The sequence below is a fragment of the Rheinheimera sp. B2H12 genome (assembly GCF_059620065.1).
This window is the reverse complement of the sequence record NZ_CM184363.1, coordinates 1971024-1986540: the sequence shown is the minus strand read 5'-3', so window position 1 is coordinate 1986540 and position 15517 is coordinate 1971024. Positions and strand designations below refer to the sequence as shown.

Genomic DNA, 15517 nt, shown 5'->3' with positions numbered 1-15517 from the left:
TTACAGCCCCCGCTCCCGTTGCCATGGCCGCACTTGCTGGCCCTCGGTCAATTGCTGGGTACCAGCAGTCACCACTTGTTCCCCAATCGCCAGCCCGGATACAATTTCGATGCCGTCGGCGGTTAAACGGCCGGTTTTGACAGCACGGCGTTGCACTTGTTGTTTATCCGGCTGATACACCCAGACAAAACGTTCCGGATGATCAACCGGCTGATCGTTGGCGGCAAACACCGCCGTCGCCGGTACCCGCAATGCTGACACATCCAGGCTGGTAAACTTGGTTAAATCCGCAATCACATTGGCGGTCATGCCGGAGAACACATTAAATTCTTTCGGGGTTGCCATGCTGAACACGACTTTAAAACTATTGGTGGCGGTATCGGCTCTGGTATCCCACTCTTTCAGGCTGGCTTTGTAGCGCAGGCTCGGATAAGAATCAAACACCACATCCGGCTGATATTCAATCTCCCGGCGGACTGAGGCAATCACATCCTCTGGCACCTGGATCACGACATCGACCATATCCCGCAGTTGTAATTCCAATACCGCTTGCTGCGCCGCTACGTTTTCATGATTTTCCACCAGAGAACGTGACACAGTGCCAGTAAAGGGTGCCAGCATTTGGGTGTAACTGAGGTTGGTTTCACTGGTTTTCAGATCGGCCTCTGCCACCTGCAACTGGGCTTTTGCCTCGTCAAACATGGCCTGCGACACTAACTTCTGCTTGATCAAACTCGCGGCACGATCAAACTGAGCTTTCGCCAGTTGATATTTGGCCTGTGCCTGTTGCTGTTTTAACTTAAAATCGGTTTGATCCAGTGCTGCCAGCAATTGACCTTTCTCCACATGCTGGCCCGGCCGCACCTTCAGCGCTGTCAGTTTGCCTGCCACCCTGAAGGTCAAGCGGGCGTTTTCAGTTGGTTCCACCAGCGCCGGAAATTGCCGGATAGCGCCAGTATGCAGATCTGTCAGCTGAAATAATTTTACCGGTCTTACCACTACTTCATTCGTGCTTTGCGGCGCTTTTGAGCAAGCCACCAGCGTCAAACTGCTGATCACTGCGACCCATACCAACTTTTTCACCATCATCCATCTCTCCAGCAATTGTTCGGATTCTTTGTCCAGCTCCAACCAGGAACTATACAAGGCCAGTCTTTAAAGTTAAATTTATATTTATTGCTAATCTTGATAACTAAAACTTATGAACATCACTGCATTGTCGATCCTCGAAGCCATCAACCAGAGTGACAGCCTGCAACAAGCTGCGCTGAAACTGCATAAAACCCAACCGGCGCTCAGCATGGCATTGCGCAAACTGGAACAACAATGCGGTTTTACCCTGGTCGATCGCAGTGCATACCGGTTGAAACTGACCCCTGCCGGCGAACGTTATTTTCAACAAGCCCGCCAGGTTCTGCATCATAGTGCCCAGTTAAAATCGCTGGCGCGGCATTTAAGTCAGGGTGCGGAAGCCAGCTTGCGGATTGCGATCGATGAATCAGTCGATGCAAAACCTTATCTGGCCGCTATCGGGCTGGCGCAACAACGATTTCCGCACACAGAATTATCCATCAGTTTTGATTACCGCTTGTTAGCATTGGAAAAATTAAAGCACCAACAGACCGATCTCGCCATTAGCCCCTGGTTTCCGGTTTTTATAAGTCTGGGCGAATTTCTGCCGCAGAGCGTCGGCGAGTTTGATTTAACGCTGGTGGCAAGCCCGCAATTATTGCAACGGCTGGCAGAGCCTTTAACCCAAATCCGGCAGTTACATGCCTTGCCACAATTGGTGGCTGATTCGCAAGCACTTGATTTTGACAGCGGCAAACTACTGCCGCTGCAAAGCGCGCATCGGGTTAAAGTGAATAACAGTCTGGCACTCAAGCATGCCTTACTCGCCAGTCTGGGCTGGGGCATGGTGGCCAGCCATCAGGTGCAGTCTGAACTGGCCAATGGCGAGTTAGTGCAATTACAGCTGGATGATTTTCCACAACGGATCCAGGGCGATGTTCATCTGGTCAGACACCGCGATCAATTAATGGGACCGGTGGCGGAGTTTTTATGGCAACAATGGACAGGTATGCTGCTTGGCAACAACCCGCATCCTCAGCATGTAGAATTGAATACAACCAGATGATTTATATATTTTTTAGGTCGGACTCACCAAGAAGTGCGACCTTGTATGTTTAAAAAATTGAAGTTACAGCTCAAAATGCGTAGGTTGGATACCATCAAATTACTGATTAATAACAAATTTAAAGAAATCGAACTTGCTTGTCTGGCGTGTTCTATCCGAAAATCAGTTAAAAAAAAGCCCCGCGAGGCGGGGCAAAACAATCAGCAAAATACGGGGGAACAGCTGGCTCTATTAGAACCGGTAGCTGGCACCGACTTGATAAGCCGTTTCGCGCAGACCCAGGTCATCCTGATAAATCCGGCCAACCGAAGCATTCAGCGCCAGATTCGGTAAGGCAAACCACTGACTGCGCACTTCAAAACCGTCGTTTTCGGTCTGGAATACGCCTGGTGACAGCCATTGATAACCCAAACCAACCGATAAGTTTTTGCCTAAGTAATAATCAGCGCCCACTTCGTATAAGGTATCGGTGCTGTGGTGCAGATTACGGAAACCACCGGTCAGCGCGATAAAATCACCGGTGTTTAAATCCAGTAACTTCTTGGTGCTGGCACCATATTCCATCTGAGTTTGACCTTGCCAGTCTTTGGTATGGTACAGATCAGCGGTCACCAGCCAGTCATTTTGCACAAAATAACCCAGTTTAGCGTTACCTTCGTAAGCTTTACTGCCGTTGATAAATTCCCAGTCCAGCGCACCGTAAAAATTGTGCTGGCTGTCCATATATTCACCGCCTAAGGACCAGCTGTTCAGGTGTGACTTAGCAAAATTATCCGGGTTCGCGGTCAGACGATTAAAACCGGCACTGAGGCTGGCCTGGCGCTGCATAAAAGCAGCTTCAGCCAGTGGCACTGCGCCTTGAGTCTGTACCGGTGCCAGATAAAAACGTTGTTTCAGATCCCAGTTGGATAAATCACCATTGTCCAGGTTTGCCCAGCCATAGTTGACGTCAGTTTGTGATTGATAAGAGTCCGCCATAGCACCGGCAGAGATCACAGAGAATAATGCAGTTAAGACGTAAGATTTCATAAAAATGCCCTCTGGCTTGTGATGAATTCGAGTACATAATAACAAGCACAACCTTAATCAAAACTGAACCAAAGAAATAATCGGAATTTTATGCAAAAAACATTTTATTACACTTTAAAATCATATAGATATAAAATTAAAATAAAAATAATCTTCAAAAAAAATGCGCCATAAGGCGCATTCAGCAAACATTAATCTTATCAAATTTCGAGCAAAGCTTGCTTCAGTGCATGAACCTGGTCACGTAGCATGGCAGCTTGCTCAAACTCCAGATTTTTCGCGTGCTGCAGCATCTGCGCTTCCAATTTTTTAATTTCAGCCTGCACCTGATAAGGTGTTTTGCCTTTGACCAGTTTCAGCTGCTCCGCCACTTTTGGCAGTTGCTGCGCGGCTTTGGCATCCTGGCCTAAATCCATCACATCGCCGATTTTTTTCGAAATCTGGGTTGGGGTGATGCCATGCAATTGATTATAACTGACCTGTTTCGCCCGCCGCCGGTCCGTTTCATCGATGGCTTTTTGCATTGAACCGGTGATACGGTCGGCATACAAAATGGCTTTGCCTTTTACGTTGCGAGCCGCCCGGCCTATGGTTTGAATCAATGAGCGCTCTGAGCGCAGGAAGCCTTCTTTATCCGCATCCAGAATTGCCACCAGCGACACTTCCGGAATATCCAGACCTTCGCGCAATAAGTTAATGCCGACCAGCACGTCAAATACGCCGAGCCGCAAGTCGCGGATAATTTCAACCCGCTCCACAGTATCGATATCAGAGTGTAAATAGCGGACTTTGACCTCATGTTCATTCAGGTAATCGGTCAGATCTTCCGCCATCTTTTTGGTCAGCGTCGTCACCAGGATCCGTTCGCCCAGTTTGGCACAGCGATAGGCTTCTGATAATAAGTCATCGACCTGGGTTGCCACCGGCCGGATCTCAATCACCGGATCAATTAAACCGGTTGGCCTGACCACTTGCTCCACCACTTCACCGGCCGATTTTTCCAGCTCGTAAGCCGCAGGTGTCGCCGAAACATAAATCCGTTGTGGCGCTATGGCTTCAAACTCGTCAAATTTCAACGGCCTGTTATCCAGCGCCGAGGGCAGACGAAAACCATAGTTCACCAGATTTTCCTTCCGCGAGCGGTCGCCTTTAAACATGGCGCCAATTTGCGAAATGGTGACATGGGATTCATCAATAAACATCAGACCATCGGCAGGAAAATAATCCAATAAAGTCGGTGGTGGTTCACCGTCGGCCCGTCCCGATAAATACCGGGAATAGTTTTCAATGCCCGAGCAATATCCCAGCTCCACCATCATTTCCAAATCAAACTGGGTGCGCTGAGCTATCCGTTGTTCTTCAATCAGCTTATTATCCGCCAATAACTGGGCGCGGCGACTGACCAGCTCGACTTTGATTTTCTCCACCGCTTCCAGAATTTTTTCCCGCGGTGTGACATAGTGAGTTTTCGGGTAAATGGTATAACGCGCCACCACTTTCTCCACCGCACCGGTCAGTGGATCAAATAAGCTGATGCGCTCTATCTCTTCATCAAACAGTTCCAGCCGCACCGCCAGCTCATCAGATTCAGCAGGGAAAATGTCAATCACATCTCCGCGCACCCGATAAGTGGCACGTTCAAAAGCTAAATCGTTGCGCTGATATTGTAATTCGGCCAGCCGGCGCAAAATAAAACGCTGATCAACAATATCGCCTACTTTCAGATGCAACAGCATTTTCATATAAGATTCAGGATCACCCAAACCATAAATGGCCGACACTGAGGCGATAATGACCACATCACGTCGCTCCATCAGAGCTTTGGTGGCTGACAACCGCATCTGCTCGATATGCTCGTTAATCGAGGCATCTTTTTCGATAAAAGTGTCGCTGGCCGGCACATAAGCTTCCGGCTGGTAATAATCGTAATAAGACACAAAATATTCGACAGCGTTATTGGGGAAAAACTCTTTCATTTCGCCATAAAGTTGCGCCGCCAGCGTTTTGTTGTGCGCCATGATCAGGGTCGGCCGGTTTAGTTTGGCAATCACATTGGCCATGGTGAAGGTTTTGCCGGAGCCGGTCACGCCAAGCAAAGTCTGGTGTGCCAGCCCGGCTTCTAAGCCATCGACCAGGGCAGCAATGGCCGTTGGCTGATCGCCAGCGGGTTGATAATGGGATTGCAGTTCAAAATCTCGTGACATCAGACATCCTTTATCGTCAAAGCTTCGGTTCGGTCACTGACGACACTGTGCTGTGCATGCGCCTGTTGCAACTGAGTTAAAGTACGGCTAAACCAGAAGTATGCCACAGTCGCGATCAGGACATTGGCCAGTAAAGCACCGGTATACACCCCAAGTACGCCAAAGAGTTTGCCACCCAGCCAGGCCATAGGTACGTAAAACACAAACAATCTCACCACACTGAGTGCCAGCGCCCGCATCGGTAAGTGCAAGGCATTAAAAGACGAATTGGTCAGGATCACAATACCTTGCAAGCCATAACCGAGCGGTAAAATCCAGATAAAGCTGCGGATCAACGACAGCACTTCTGGATCCGAACTAAACCAGCCTGCCACCCACCAGGCCGTTGCCGCCAGCAACAGGTAGACCGCCAACTGCCAGCCCAACACAAAACGAATGCAAAGCCGATAACCGGTTTGCACCCGCTGCAACTGACCGGCGCCTAAATTCTGGCTGACGAAAGGTGGCAAGGTCATCGATAACGCCAGCACCACCAGACAGGCAATACTTTCCAGCCGGGCGCCGACACCATAAGCCGCCACCGCATGGGCACCATAATTGGCCATCACCGCCGTCAGCACTGCCATGGCCAGCGGCGTCAGCATATTCGCGCCAGCCGCCGGTAAACCAATTTGCAGGATGCGGCGGCAAATAGGGATAAACACTGCCAGTGGCTGATGACCACGGTCAACCAAGGATCGGCGATACAGAATCAAATAGAGGATCAGAAAAAAGCCGACCAGCCAGGAAATAACACTGGCAATAGCAGCGCCTTCCACCCCCATGGCCGGGATAGGGCCAAAACCAAAGATCAACATTGGATCCAGCACCGCATTAATTAAGCCGGAGCAAGCCATCATTAAGCTGGGGGTTTTGGTATCACCAGCGGCTCTGAGAACCGCATTGCCAATCATCGGAGTGATTAATAACACCGAACCGGCAAACCACCACTGCATGTAGTCATGGATAAAAGGCAAGGTATCGTCTTTGGCGCCGAGTAATCTGAACAATGGATCCATCCACAGATAGCCCAGTGCCGACAGTAACAGCACTAAATAAGCAGATAGCCATAAAGCTGCCAACCCATCCGCTTTGGCAGCGGTATTGTTGCCACTGCCCAGTGCTTTTGCAATCAGTGCCGAAGTGCCGATACTCAGACCAATCGCCAGACTGATCACAGTAAAGGTCACCGGAAAGGTGAAACTGACAGCCGCCAGTTCGCGGGTACCCAGCATGGAAATAAAAAAGGTATCCACTAAGTTAAACGACATTAAGGTGATCATGCCAAACAACATAGGTACCGTCATCCGGGTCAATGTCTGACGAATATCGCCCTCAGTCATCGAAATTTTGGCAACAGCAGTTTTACTCATAATGCAGGTCTTTAAGCGCGGGTGCGCTATTGTAGTGAAAAAACCAGTCCAGGGCTGCATCCGCTAGAAAAAAATGCAGCAATGCAGCGAGATAACAGATCTGACGTAAAACAGTTCACAATTGTCACCTTGCTGAAATTTTCAGCAAGGCATGGAAATACCAGCCAAATGCCATTCGTCGCATTTTTGTAAGCCACTGAATCAAAACATAATAATATTTTTAGCTGCAGATATTGATTTGGCGCTAAGCCGCATTATTACTGGCTTCACACAGGAGGAACACCTGTCATCCACAAAGATATCCACAGATTCTGTGAGTAACCTGCGCTAGGCCTTACCCTGACTGCCCTGTGGCCGATCTGGCGAAAGTGAATGGCCACCATGGCAAAAAACCGGCAGAAAGCAGCTGAACTTGTTACTTTTTCATCACTTTGCCTAAACAATCGGCAAGTGAACCAGAATGCGTAATTTCATCAGGTGAAAGTGTTGACAGCCTTAAAGCGGCGCATTAGTATGGCGCCCCGTTGCAGTACACAGTTCCCTAGTAGCTCAGCCGGTTAGAGCGGCGGACTGTTAATCCGTAGGTCGTTGGTTCGAGTCCAACCTGGGGAGCCAAGCTGTAGATTGCAACATGTTATTTCAGTTCCCTAGTAGCTCAGCCGGTTAGAGCGGCGGACTGTTAATCCGTAGGTCGTTGGTTCGAGTCCAACCTGGGGAGCCAAACTGAAATAACCATAACCGTTAGAATTCCCTAGTAGCTCAGCCGGTTAGAGCGGCGGACTGTTAATCCGTAGGTCGTTGGTTCGAGTCCAACCTGGGGAGCCACCTTCACACAGTAACCTTTACTGTCTATTCTGATGTTTCTATATTCTCTCTGCCAAAGCCGCTATATCTTTATTTCCTTTATCGCAATTTTTTGTTTTAATTGACTTTTAAATCACGAGTCCTGCATCTTCAGGATGCCGTCTATAGTTGATTCAGCCGATGCTCAGATCGAGTTGTCCTGCAACATGGAAAAACTGTCGTTATGAAAATATTACGCACCTTATTTATCATTCAGTTGCTGTGTTATTTCCTGCTGACTGCACTGGGGGTGAAGGCACTGCTGCTGAACCAGCAACAACAAATCAATCAGATCTATCAATTACAGCAAAATGCCATCGCGCACCAACTGAAGAATTTTGTCGGTAATGACTATAAAACCTTAGTCCAGCAGATCAGAGCCAGCAGTAACCCGCAATTACTGATGTTAAGTCAGCTCGATGGCGTGGTGCTGCATGAACATAATGCTGCCACCGCCAAGGCCGGTTGGCTGGACAGCCTCTATCAGTTAGCCGGTATCCAGCGCCAGGCTGCGGTGATGAAAAACCAGGACCTGAACCTGCAACTGAGTTTTCAACCTGACTTTGATCAGACCGATGCCGTATTCCGGCAATCGCTGTTGTTGATTTTATTGGCACCTTTATTACTCTGTCTGCTGCCCGCGCTTTGTATGCCGGTGCTGCAAAAAAACCTGCTGAAACGGTTAAATTACAGTATTAGTCAGTCGATCGAACGTTTTATGCGCGATCCACAAGCAGATTTACAACTGCAGGAACTGCCAGGCGAATTTGATAGCGTTGGTCAGGCCATGGCGAAGTTTGCCAGTTTTAGCCAACAACAATTTCAGCAAATGTCGCAGCATGCCCGTCAGGCGACGGAGGATGCCTTTAAAGACGCTGTCACTGGTTTGCCTAATCGCAACAAATTTATGCAATATTATCAAGAGCAACTGGCAGAAGGCGGTCAGATTGATTTTGGTATTTTTGCCATCAGCCGCTGTACTGAATTACAACAAATCAACCAAAGTCGTGGTTACCAGGAAGGTGATAAATATATTCAGGCTGTGGCGGCAATTTTGCAAAAAGTTGCCGGAAATTACCGCGATTTCCAGTTATTCCGCTTAAACAGTTCAGACTTTGGTTTATTACTGCCCCGTGTGACCGCCAAAGAAGCGGAAAATTTTGCCCAGCAATTGCAAAGCCGGCTGAATGAATATCAACAACTGACCGAACTTGATTCAGTGGCCTATACCGGTTTGGTCGGTTATGAAACCGGTAAAGCGCTAGGCGAATTACTGGCTGTTGCCGACATGTCGATCAGTCTGGCGCAAACCAAACAAAGTAATAGCTGGCATCTGCAAAAAGAAAGCGCTGGCGGTGATCTGGCAGCCAGTAGCTATGGTAATCAGAATTGGCGACTGGTGATTGAAGATGTGATTAATAACAACAGATTGTCGTTACTGATCCAGAGTATCCAGCCATCCAACCGTTCGTCGAAGACCTATAGTGAAATGTTGGTGCGGTTTAAAACCATGGAAAATCAGTTATTACCCACCGCCGCTTTTCTGGCGATGGCAGAAAAACTGGATAAAATCACTGAAATTGATCGGTTGATTGTCGAAACCGGCATTACGGCCATTAAACATCGTAATTTGCAGGATCAGTATTTTGGTATCAACCTGTCGCCGCGCAGCGTACATGATGATCATTTTGTCATCTGGCTGGAGCGACGGTTATTAAAAGATGCCACCCTGGCCAGCAAACTGGTGTTTGAAGTCAGTGAATTTGGCATGCAACAGAATTTGAAAACCAGTAAACGTTTTATTGATATGTTGCACCGCTGCGGTAGCAGACTGACAGTGGAAAAGTTTGGCACCGGCATCACGTCTTTTAAATTTTTCCGTGATTTAAAACCGGACTTTATTAAAATGGACGGCAGCTATACCCGACAGATTGATGAAGATAAAAACAATCAATATTTTATGCGGTTGATGATCGATCTGGCGCATCGGATTGGAGTGGCTGTGCTGGCAGAAAGTGTCGAATCGCAGGAAGAAAAACATACCCTGGAGTCGTTATTTATTGATGGCACCCAAGGTTACTACATTGGCAAACCAGCGCCGTTGTAATGCAGTGTGCAGAAAAAAACAGCACTGCTGCATATTTGTACCTATAAATGCAAAACCTTGCTATTTATCGGGTTGTTTGCCTGACGCAAAGTCCGCATAATAGCGCACCCAAAAAACAGCCTTCTGGCGAGGTTAGTCGTGCTATGTACGAACGAAGCCTGCTTCGAAGCAGATAACCTGGTAATGCATTGATGATGACTGAATTTTTGCTGCTGTTAGTCAGTACTATACTGGTCAATAATTTTGTGCTGGTCAAATTTCTTGGCCTCTGCCCTTTTATGGGGGTATCTAACAAGCTGGATACCGCCATCGGCATGTGTCTGGCGACCACTTTTGTGCTGACACTGGCTTCATTATGCAGCTATCTGGTTGAACAATATATCCTGGCACCGCTCGAACTCAGTTACCTGCGTACCCTGAGTTTTATCCTGGTGATCGCTGTGGTGGTGCAATTTACCGAAATGGTGGTGCATAAAACCAGCCCAGCGTTGTATCGGCTGCTGGGTATTTTCCTGCCGCTGATCACCACCAACTGCGCCGTGCTTGGCGTCGCCTTGCTCAATGTCAATGCGAATCATGGCTTGTTCGGCTCCGTGATTTATGGTTTTGGTGCTGCTGTTGGTTTTTCTCTGGTGCTGGTGTTATTCGCGGCGATGCGCGAGCGGCTGGCCAGTGCCGATGTGCCGGTGGTATTTCGCGGCGCGGCTATTGGCCTGATTACTGCGGGTCTGATGTCACTGGCCTTTATGGGCTTCACCGGTCTGGTCAAGGTTTAATATGTCGATGTTAGTTGCACTGATAGCAATAGGATGCCTGGCGCTGGTATTTGGGGCTGTGCTGGGTTATGCCGCGTTGCGCTTTAAAGTAGAAGCTGATCCACTGGTTGATCAGATAGACGATATTTTGCCGCAAACCCAATGTGGTCAATGTGGTTACCCAGGTTGCCGGCCTTATGCCGAAGCCATCGCCAATGGCGATGCCATCAATAAATGCCCACCTGGCGGCGATGCCGCGATTAAAAAACTGGCCGATTTAATGGGCGTTGAAGCCAAACCGCTGGATGGCGCTGCTGGCCCTGCTATCAAAAAAGTGGCGTTTATTCGCGAAGATGAATGTATTGGCTGCACTAAATGCATCCAGGCTTGCCCGGTTGACGCTATTCTCGGCGCGTCCAAACAAATGCATACCGTGCTCAGTGATGAATGTACCGGCTGCGATCTCTGTGTGGAACCTTGTCCGGTTAACTGTATTGATATGATCCCGATTGCTACAACCGCCGAAAGATGGAAATGGGATTTGCAGGCAATTCCGGTCAAAGTGGTGGAGACCAACTAAGTGCAGTCTTTATTTCAGCAAATTAAAGCAGGTCAGTTGTGGGATTTTCACGGTGGTATCCATCCGCCAGCCCGCAAGCAACAAACCCAACAGAAGCCCATTGGCCGCATGTCGCTGCCGGACAGGCTTTATGTGCCATTACGTCAACATATTGGTGTGGCAGGTACTGTGCTGGTGCAGCCTGGTGATCGGGTGCTCAAAGGACAGCCACTGACCTATGCCAGTAATGCGATGGCAGTACCTGTACATGCACCGACTTCAGGCTCAGTGCTGGCCATCGAAGCGCATCCATCAGCCCACCCTTCTGCCTTGCCAGAGCCTTGTGTGGTGATAGCACCAGATGGCCTTGAGCAATGGCGTGAACGTTTTCCACTTGATCTGGAAAGTGCTCAACGACATGAGTTGTTGGAGCGGATCCAGCAAGCGGGTATTGCTGGCATGGGCGGCGCAGGTTTCCCAACCCATATTAAATCAGCTGCCAGTACCGGCGTAGATTATCTGATTATTAATGCGGTCGAATGTGAGCCCTATATCACAGCTGATGCGGTGTTGATGCAGGAATACGCTACCACTATTGTCAAAGGCATTGATATTTTGTGTCAATTGCTCAATCCGGCCGCAGTGCTGATTGGGATTGAAGATGATAAACCTGATGCCATTACGGCCATGCAGGCGGCAACCAGTCAGCGTGACAGTTATCTGGTCAGGGTGGTGCCTGCCAAGTATCCCTCTGGTGGTGAAAAACAACTGATCCAACTGCTGACCAGTAAAGAAGTACCAGCCGGCCGTCGCCCGCTGGATATTGGCATTGTGATGCAAAACGTTGGCACTGCCTTTGCGATTGCCCAAGCTGTGCTGGATGATATTCCGCTGATCTCCAGGATTGTTACCGTGGTGGGACAAACCTTATCACAACCGCAAAATATCCATGCTCTGATTGGAACACCAGTTGGCACTTTGCTCGATCACTGCGGCTTCGCGCCGGAAATCAATCAGCGGGTGATTATGGGAGGCCCCATGATGGGCTTTACCCTGCCCTCACTGCAAGTGCCCTTGGTGAAAACCAGCAACTGCATCCTGGCCCCAACTCAGGCCGAGCTGCCGGTGGCCGGAGCTGAATTGGACTGTATCCGCTGTGGTGCCTGTGCCGAAGTGTGCCCGGCAACTTTGTTACCACAGCAACTGTTGTGGTACAGCAAAGCCAAAGATCAAGACAAGCTAAAAGAATACAACCTGGCCGATTGTATTGAATGCGGTGCCTGTGCTTATGTCTGCCCCAGTGAAATTCCGCTGGTGCATTATTATCGTGTCGCGAAAGCTGAAATCCGTGAACAAAGCCGGGAAGAATTAAAAGCAGAACAGGCCAAAGCCCGTTTTGAAGCCCGCAATGAACGGTTAGAACGGGAAAAACAACAACGCAACGCCCGAAATCAAGCGCTGGCAGCGCAACGCCAGCAACAAATGGCAGAGCAGCAAAAGCAACGCGAAGTGGCAGCAGCACAAGCCAGAATTCAGGCCAGCCATGTTGAGAGCCCAGCAGAAACCCTGAGCCGCGAACAAATCATTGCCGCCCGCGAGCAGAAAAAAGCCGAAGCCAGAGCTTATCAACAAGCCAAATCTGCAGCTGAAACCACAAACAAGACAGCCATTGTTAACGAAACTGTCACCGCCTCCGATGGTGAGCCAGCCAATGTTAACGAAACCGCCAGCAGCAATCGAAGTGATGCTGTCGCGGCTGCTATCGCCCGTGCTAAAGCGAAAAAAGCCCAGCAACAAGACGGGGCTGCAGCAGAGACAGCAGGTCAGGCAGAACTCAAGCCAGCACTCAAGCCAGCCACCCTTGCTGCTGAAGAACCAGTAACCAAGACACCCACTCTTTCCGGTGACGGTGAGGCCGATAGCGCCGCAGCCGCTGATCCAAGAGCTGCCGCTGTCGCAGCTGCTATCGCCCGTGCTAAAGCGAAAAAAGCCCAGCAGCAAGACGGGTCTGCAGCTGAGACAGCAGGTCAGGCAGAACTCAAGCCAGCACTCAAGCCAGCCACCCTTGCTGCTGAAGAACCAGTAACCAAGACACCCACTCTTTCCGGTGACGGTGAGACAGATAGCGCCGCAGCCACTGATCCAAGAGCTGCCGCTGTCGCAGCTGCTATCGCCCGTGCTAAAGCGAAAAAAGCCCAGCAGCAAGACGGGTCTGCAGCTGAGACAGCAGGTCAGGCAGAACTCAAGCCAGCCACCCTTGCTGCTGAAGAACCAGTAACCAAGACACCCACTCTTTCCGGTGACGGTGAGGCCGATAGCGCCGCAGCCGCTGATCCAAGAGCTGCCGCTGTCGCAGCTGCTATCGCCCGTGCTAAAGCGAAAAAAGCCCAGCAGCAAGACAGGTCTGCAGCTGAGACAGCAGGTCAGGCAGAACTCAAGCCAGCACTCAAGCCAGCCACCCTTGCTGCTGAAGAACCAGTAACCAAGACACCCACTCTTTCCGGTGACGGTGAGACAGATAGCGCCGTAGCCGCAGATCCAAGAGCTGCCGCTGTCGCAGCTGCTATCGCCCGTGCTAAAGCGAAAAAAGCCCAGCAGCAAACTGAGGTTAACGCACAGACTGACAGTCCGGCAGAATACAAACCAGCCACACATGCCGTTGAAAGTAATGCAGAAACCGCAGCGGATCTAAAAGCTACAGCCATCGCTGCTGCCATTGCCCGCGCCAAAGCGAAAAAAGCGCAACAGGCCACCGAACCTAAGGACCCCGCATGAGTTTTAGAATTGCCAGCTCACCGCATCATCACAGTCAGCAACATACCTCGGTCCTGATGCGCACTGTGACATTGGCATGTATCCCGGGAATTGCAGCACAATGTTATTTTTTCGGTTATGCCGTTCTGCTGCAAATTCTGCTGGCCGTGATCACCGCTTGGGCCAGTGAAGCCCTGGTGCTGAAACTTAGAGCCAAGCCGGTATTGCCACGTTTAAAAGATAACAGCGCTCTATTAACTGCAGTGCTGTTAGCGGTGGCCATTCCTTCTTATGCGCCATGGTGGATTATTGTGGGTGGCACGGCCTTCGCAATTATCATTGTAAAACAATTGTATGGTGGCCTTGGCAATAACCTGTTTAATCCGGCGATGGCTGCTTATGTCATGCTCTTGGTTTCATTTCCGCAACAAATGACCAGTTGGTTACCGCCACAGCAATTGCAGGCGCAGCCACAAAGTATTGCCGATCCGATTTGCGCGGTATTTACCAACTTCAGTTGCGCTGGCTACAGCTTGACCCAATTGAAAACCGATGCGGATGGCATGACGATGGCCACCCCACTGGATACGCTAAAAACCGATTTAGCCGCGGGTCGGACCGTGCCGGAAAGCCAGCAACAACCAGTATTTGACAGTCTGGGTGGCGTCGGCTGGAACTGGGTCAATCTGGCCTATTTACTGGGTGGCTTGTGGTTGCTACAACAAAAAGTTATTCAATGGCGCATTCCTTTGGCCTTACTGGGCGGTCTGACCATCGCCAGCAGCCTGGCTTGGCTGATAAGCCCTGATTTGAATGCCAGTCCACTGTTTCATCTGTTATCTGGCGGCACCATGTTGGCGGCATTTTTTATTGCCACAGATCCGGTCTCAGCCTCAACGACCACCAAAGGCCGCTTAGTTTATGGCGCGCTGATTGGTATATTGATATTTATTATCCGTCGTTATGGTGGCTTTCCGGACGCCGTTGCATTTGCCGTGATGCTGGCGAATCTGGCTGTGCCACTGATTGATTATTACACCAGACCCAGAACCTATGGTCACAGAGCGCATCCAGACAAAGGAGGACGCTAAGTGCTTAAATTTGTAAGTAAAAATGCATTATTACTTGGAGGAGCCGCCGCAATTTGTGTGTTGTTGGTGGCCGGTATCAATCAACTGACAGCACCAGAAATTGCCCGTCAGGCCGAACTTGAAAAATTGCGTTTATTGCAGGAGGTTCTGCCTGCTGGCGCCGCCAGTGCCGATTTATTGAATGACTGCATCTTGGTGGCAGAACCAGCCGTCTTTGCCCAACCACAGGCCAAAGTCTATCGCTGGCGCCAGCAAGGTCAGTTGGCAGCTTATGTCACTGAAACCACGGCACCGGATGGTTATAGTGGCAACATTCAGCTGCTAGCCGCCATTCAACCGGATGGCACCATTTTAGCAGTCCGGACTCTGACGCATAAAGAAACGCCCGGCCTTGGTGATAAAATAGAAACACGCAAAGGGGATTGGATCCACAGTTTCCAGCAACAGCAAGTGCAAGGTGCTGATGACAAAAGATTTGCCGTGAAAAAAGATGGTGGCCAGTTTGATCAGTTTGCCGGTGCAACTATCACGCCGCGAGCTGTGGTGGCCGCGGTCAAACGGACCGCATTATATCTAACCCAACACCCTGAATTGGCCGATCAACAGTCTAAATGTCAGTGAGCCTG

General features: G+C 49.8%; 11 protein-coding genes and 3 tRNA genes. 10 read left to right on the top strand and 4 right to left on the bottom strand.

Going from position 1 to position 15517, the window contains the following annotated elements:
- Entirely contained in the window at positions 1-1146 is a 1146-nt protein-coding gene (locus AC53GJ_RS08645) for an efflux RND transporter periplasmic adaptor subunit (protein WP_496732265.1), read from the bottom strand.
- A gap of 55 nt (positions 1147-1201) precedes the next feature.
- On the opposite strand from AC53GJ_RS08645, the gene AC53GJ_RS08640 reads away from it, so the two are divergent.
- Positions 1202-2137 carry a LysR family transcriptional regulator gene (locus AC53GJ_RS08640; protein ID WP_496732264.1) on the top strand — a complete coding sequence of 312 codons (936 nt, stop codon included), beginning with the start codon at positions 1202-1204 and terminating at the stop codon, positions 2135-2137.
- A 231-nt stretch (positions 2138-2368) separates the two neighbouring features.
- On the opposite strand, the gene AC53GJ_RS08635 is transcribed toward AC53GJ_RS08640, so the two are convergent.
- The 3 genes from AC53GJ_RS08635 to AC53GJ_RS08625 form a co-directional block, all read right to left on the bottom strand.
- On the bottom strand, positions 2369-3166 hold the full coding sequence (locus AC53GJ_RS08635; RefSeq protein WP_496732263.1) for a putative porin: 798 nt from the start codon (positions 3164-3166) through the stop codon (positions 2369-2371).
- A gap of 200 nt (positions 3167-3366) precedes the next feature.
- Positions 3367-5370 carry an excinuclease ABC subunit UvrB gene (gene uvrB, locus AC53GJ_RS08630; RefSeq protein ID WP_496732262.1) on the bottom strand — a complete coding sequence of 668 codons (2004 nt, stop codon included), beginning with the start codon at positions 5368-5370 and terminating at the stop codon, positions 3367-3369.
- Positions 5370-6782, bottom strand: coding sequence for an MATE family efflux transporter (locus tag AC53GJ_RS08625; RefSeq protein WP_496732261.1), 1413 nt, complete (start codon positions 6780-6782; stop codon positions 5370-5372). Before AC53GJ_RS08625 ends, uvrB begins: the two co-directional genes overlap by 1 nt.
- Before the next feature lie 538 nt (positions 6783-7320).
- Here AC53GJ_RS08625 and AC53GJ_RS08620 point away from each other — a divergent pair.
- The 9 genes from AC53GJ_RS08620 to rsxG all read left to right on the top strand — a co-directional run bounded on the left by AC53GJ_RS08620 (position 7321) and on the right by rsxG (position 15512).
- Positions 7321-7397 (top strand) — tRNA-Asn (locus AC53GJ_RS08620).
- Positions 7398-7426: 29 nt separating this feature from the next.
- Positions 7427-7503 (top strand) — tRNA-Asn (locus tag AC53GJ_RS08615).
- Between the two features lie 27 nt (positions 7504-7530).
- Positions 7531-7607, top strand: a tRNA-Asn gene (locus AC53GJ_RS08610).
- A gap of 202 nt (positions 7608-7809) precedes the next feature.
- Positions 7810-9732: an EAL domain-containing protein gene (locus AC53GJ_RS08605; protein WP_496732260.1), complete on the top strand. Its 1923-nt coding sequence runs from the start codon at positions 7810-7812 to the stop codon at positions 9730-9732.
- A 194-nt stretch (positions 9733-9926) separates the two neighbouring features.
- Positions 9927-10508, top strand: coding sequence for an electron transport complex subunit RsxA (gene rsxA / locus AC53GJ_RS08600; protein WP_496732778.1), 582 nt, complete (start codon positions 9927-9929; stop codon positions 10506-10508).
- Position 10509: 1 nt separating this feature from the next.
- Positions 10510-11067, top strand: coding sequence for an electron transport complex subunit RsxB (gene rsxB / locus AC53GJ_RS08595; protein WP_496732259.1), 558 nt, complete (start codon positions 10510-10512; stop codon positions 11065-11067).
- Positions 11068-13821, top strand: a complete 2754-nt coding sequence (rsxC, locus tag AC53GJ_RS08590) for an electron transport complex subunit RsxC (RefSeq protein ID WP_496732258.1) — start codon at positions 11068-11070, stop codon at positions 13819-13821. It abuts the gene before it with no gap.
- On the top strand, positions 13818-14891 hold the full coding sequence (gene rsxD, locus AC53GJ_RS08585) for an electron transport complex subunit RsxD (RefSeq protein ID WP_496732257.1): 1074 nt from the start codon (positions 13818-13820) through the stop codon (positions 14889-14891). The genes rsxC and rsxD overlap by 4 nt, the downstream gene beginning before the upstream one ends.
- Positions 14892-15512 (top strand): electron transport complex subunit RsxG, encoded by a 621-nt coding sequence (rsxG, locus tag AC53GJ_RS08580; RefSeq protein WP_496732256.1) that lies wholly within the window; start codon positions 14892-14894, stop codon positions 15510-15512.
- Positions 15513-15517 lie beyond the last annotated feature (5 nt).

Coding starts and splice junctions, on each gene's coding strand:
- AC53GJ_RS08640 (WP_496732264.1), top strand. CDS start 1,202: ATGAACATCACTGCATTGTCGATCCTCGAAGCCATCAACCAGAGTGAC.
- AC53GJ_RS08635 (WP_496732263.1), bottom strand. CDS start 3,166: ATGAAATCTTACGTCTTAACTGCATTATTCTCTGTGATCTCTGCCGGT.
- uvrB (WP_496732262.1), bottom strand. CDS start 5,370: ATGTCACGAGATTTTGAACTGCAATCCCATTATCAACCCGCTGGCGAT.
- AC53GJ_RS08625 (WP_496732261.1), bottom strand. CDS start 6,782: ATGAGTAAAACTGCTGTTGCCAAAATTTCGATGACTGAGGGCGATATT.
- AC53GJ_RS08605 (WP_496732260.1), top strand. CDS start 7,810: ATGAAAATATTACGCACCTTATTTATCATTCAGTTGCTGTGTTATTTC.
- rsxA (WP_496732778.1), top strand. CDS start 9,927: ATGACTGAATTTTTGCTGCTGTTAGTCAGTACTATACTGGTCAATAAT.
- rsxB (WP_496732259.1), top strand. CDS start 10,510: ATGTCGATGTTAGTTGCACTGATAGCAATAGGATGCCTGGCGCTGGTA.
- rsxD (WP_496732257.1), top strand. CDS start 13,818: ATGAGTTTTAGAATTGCCAGCTCACCGCATCATCACAGTCAGCAACAT.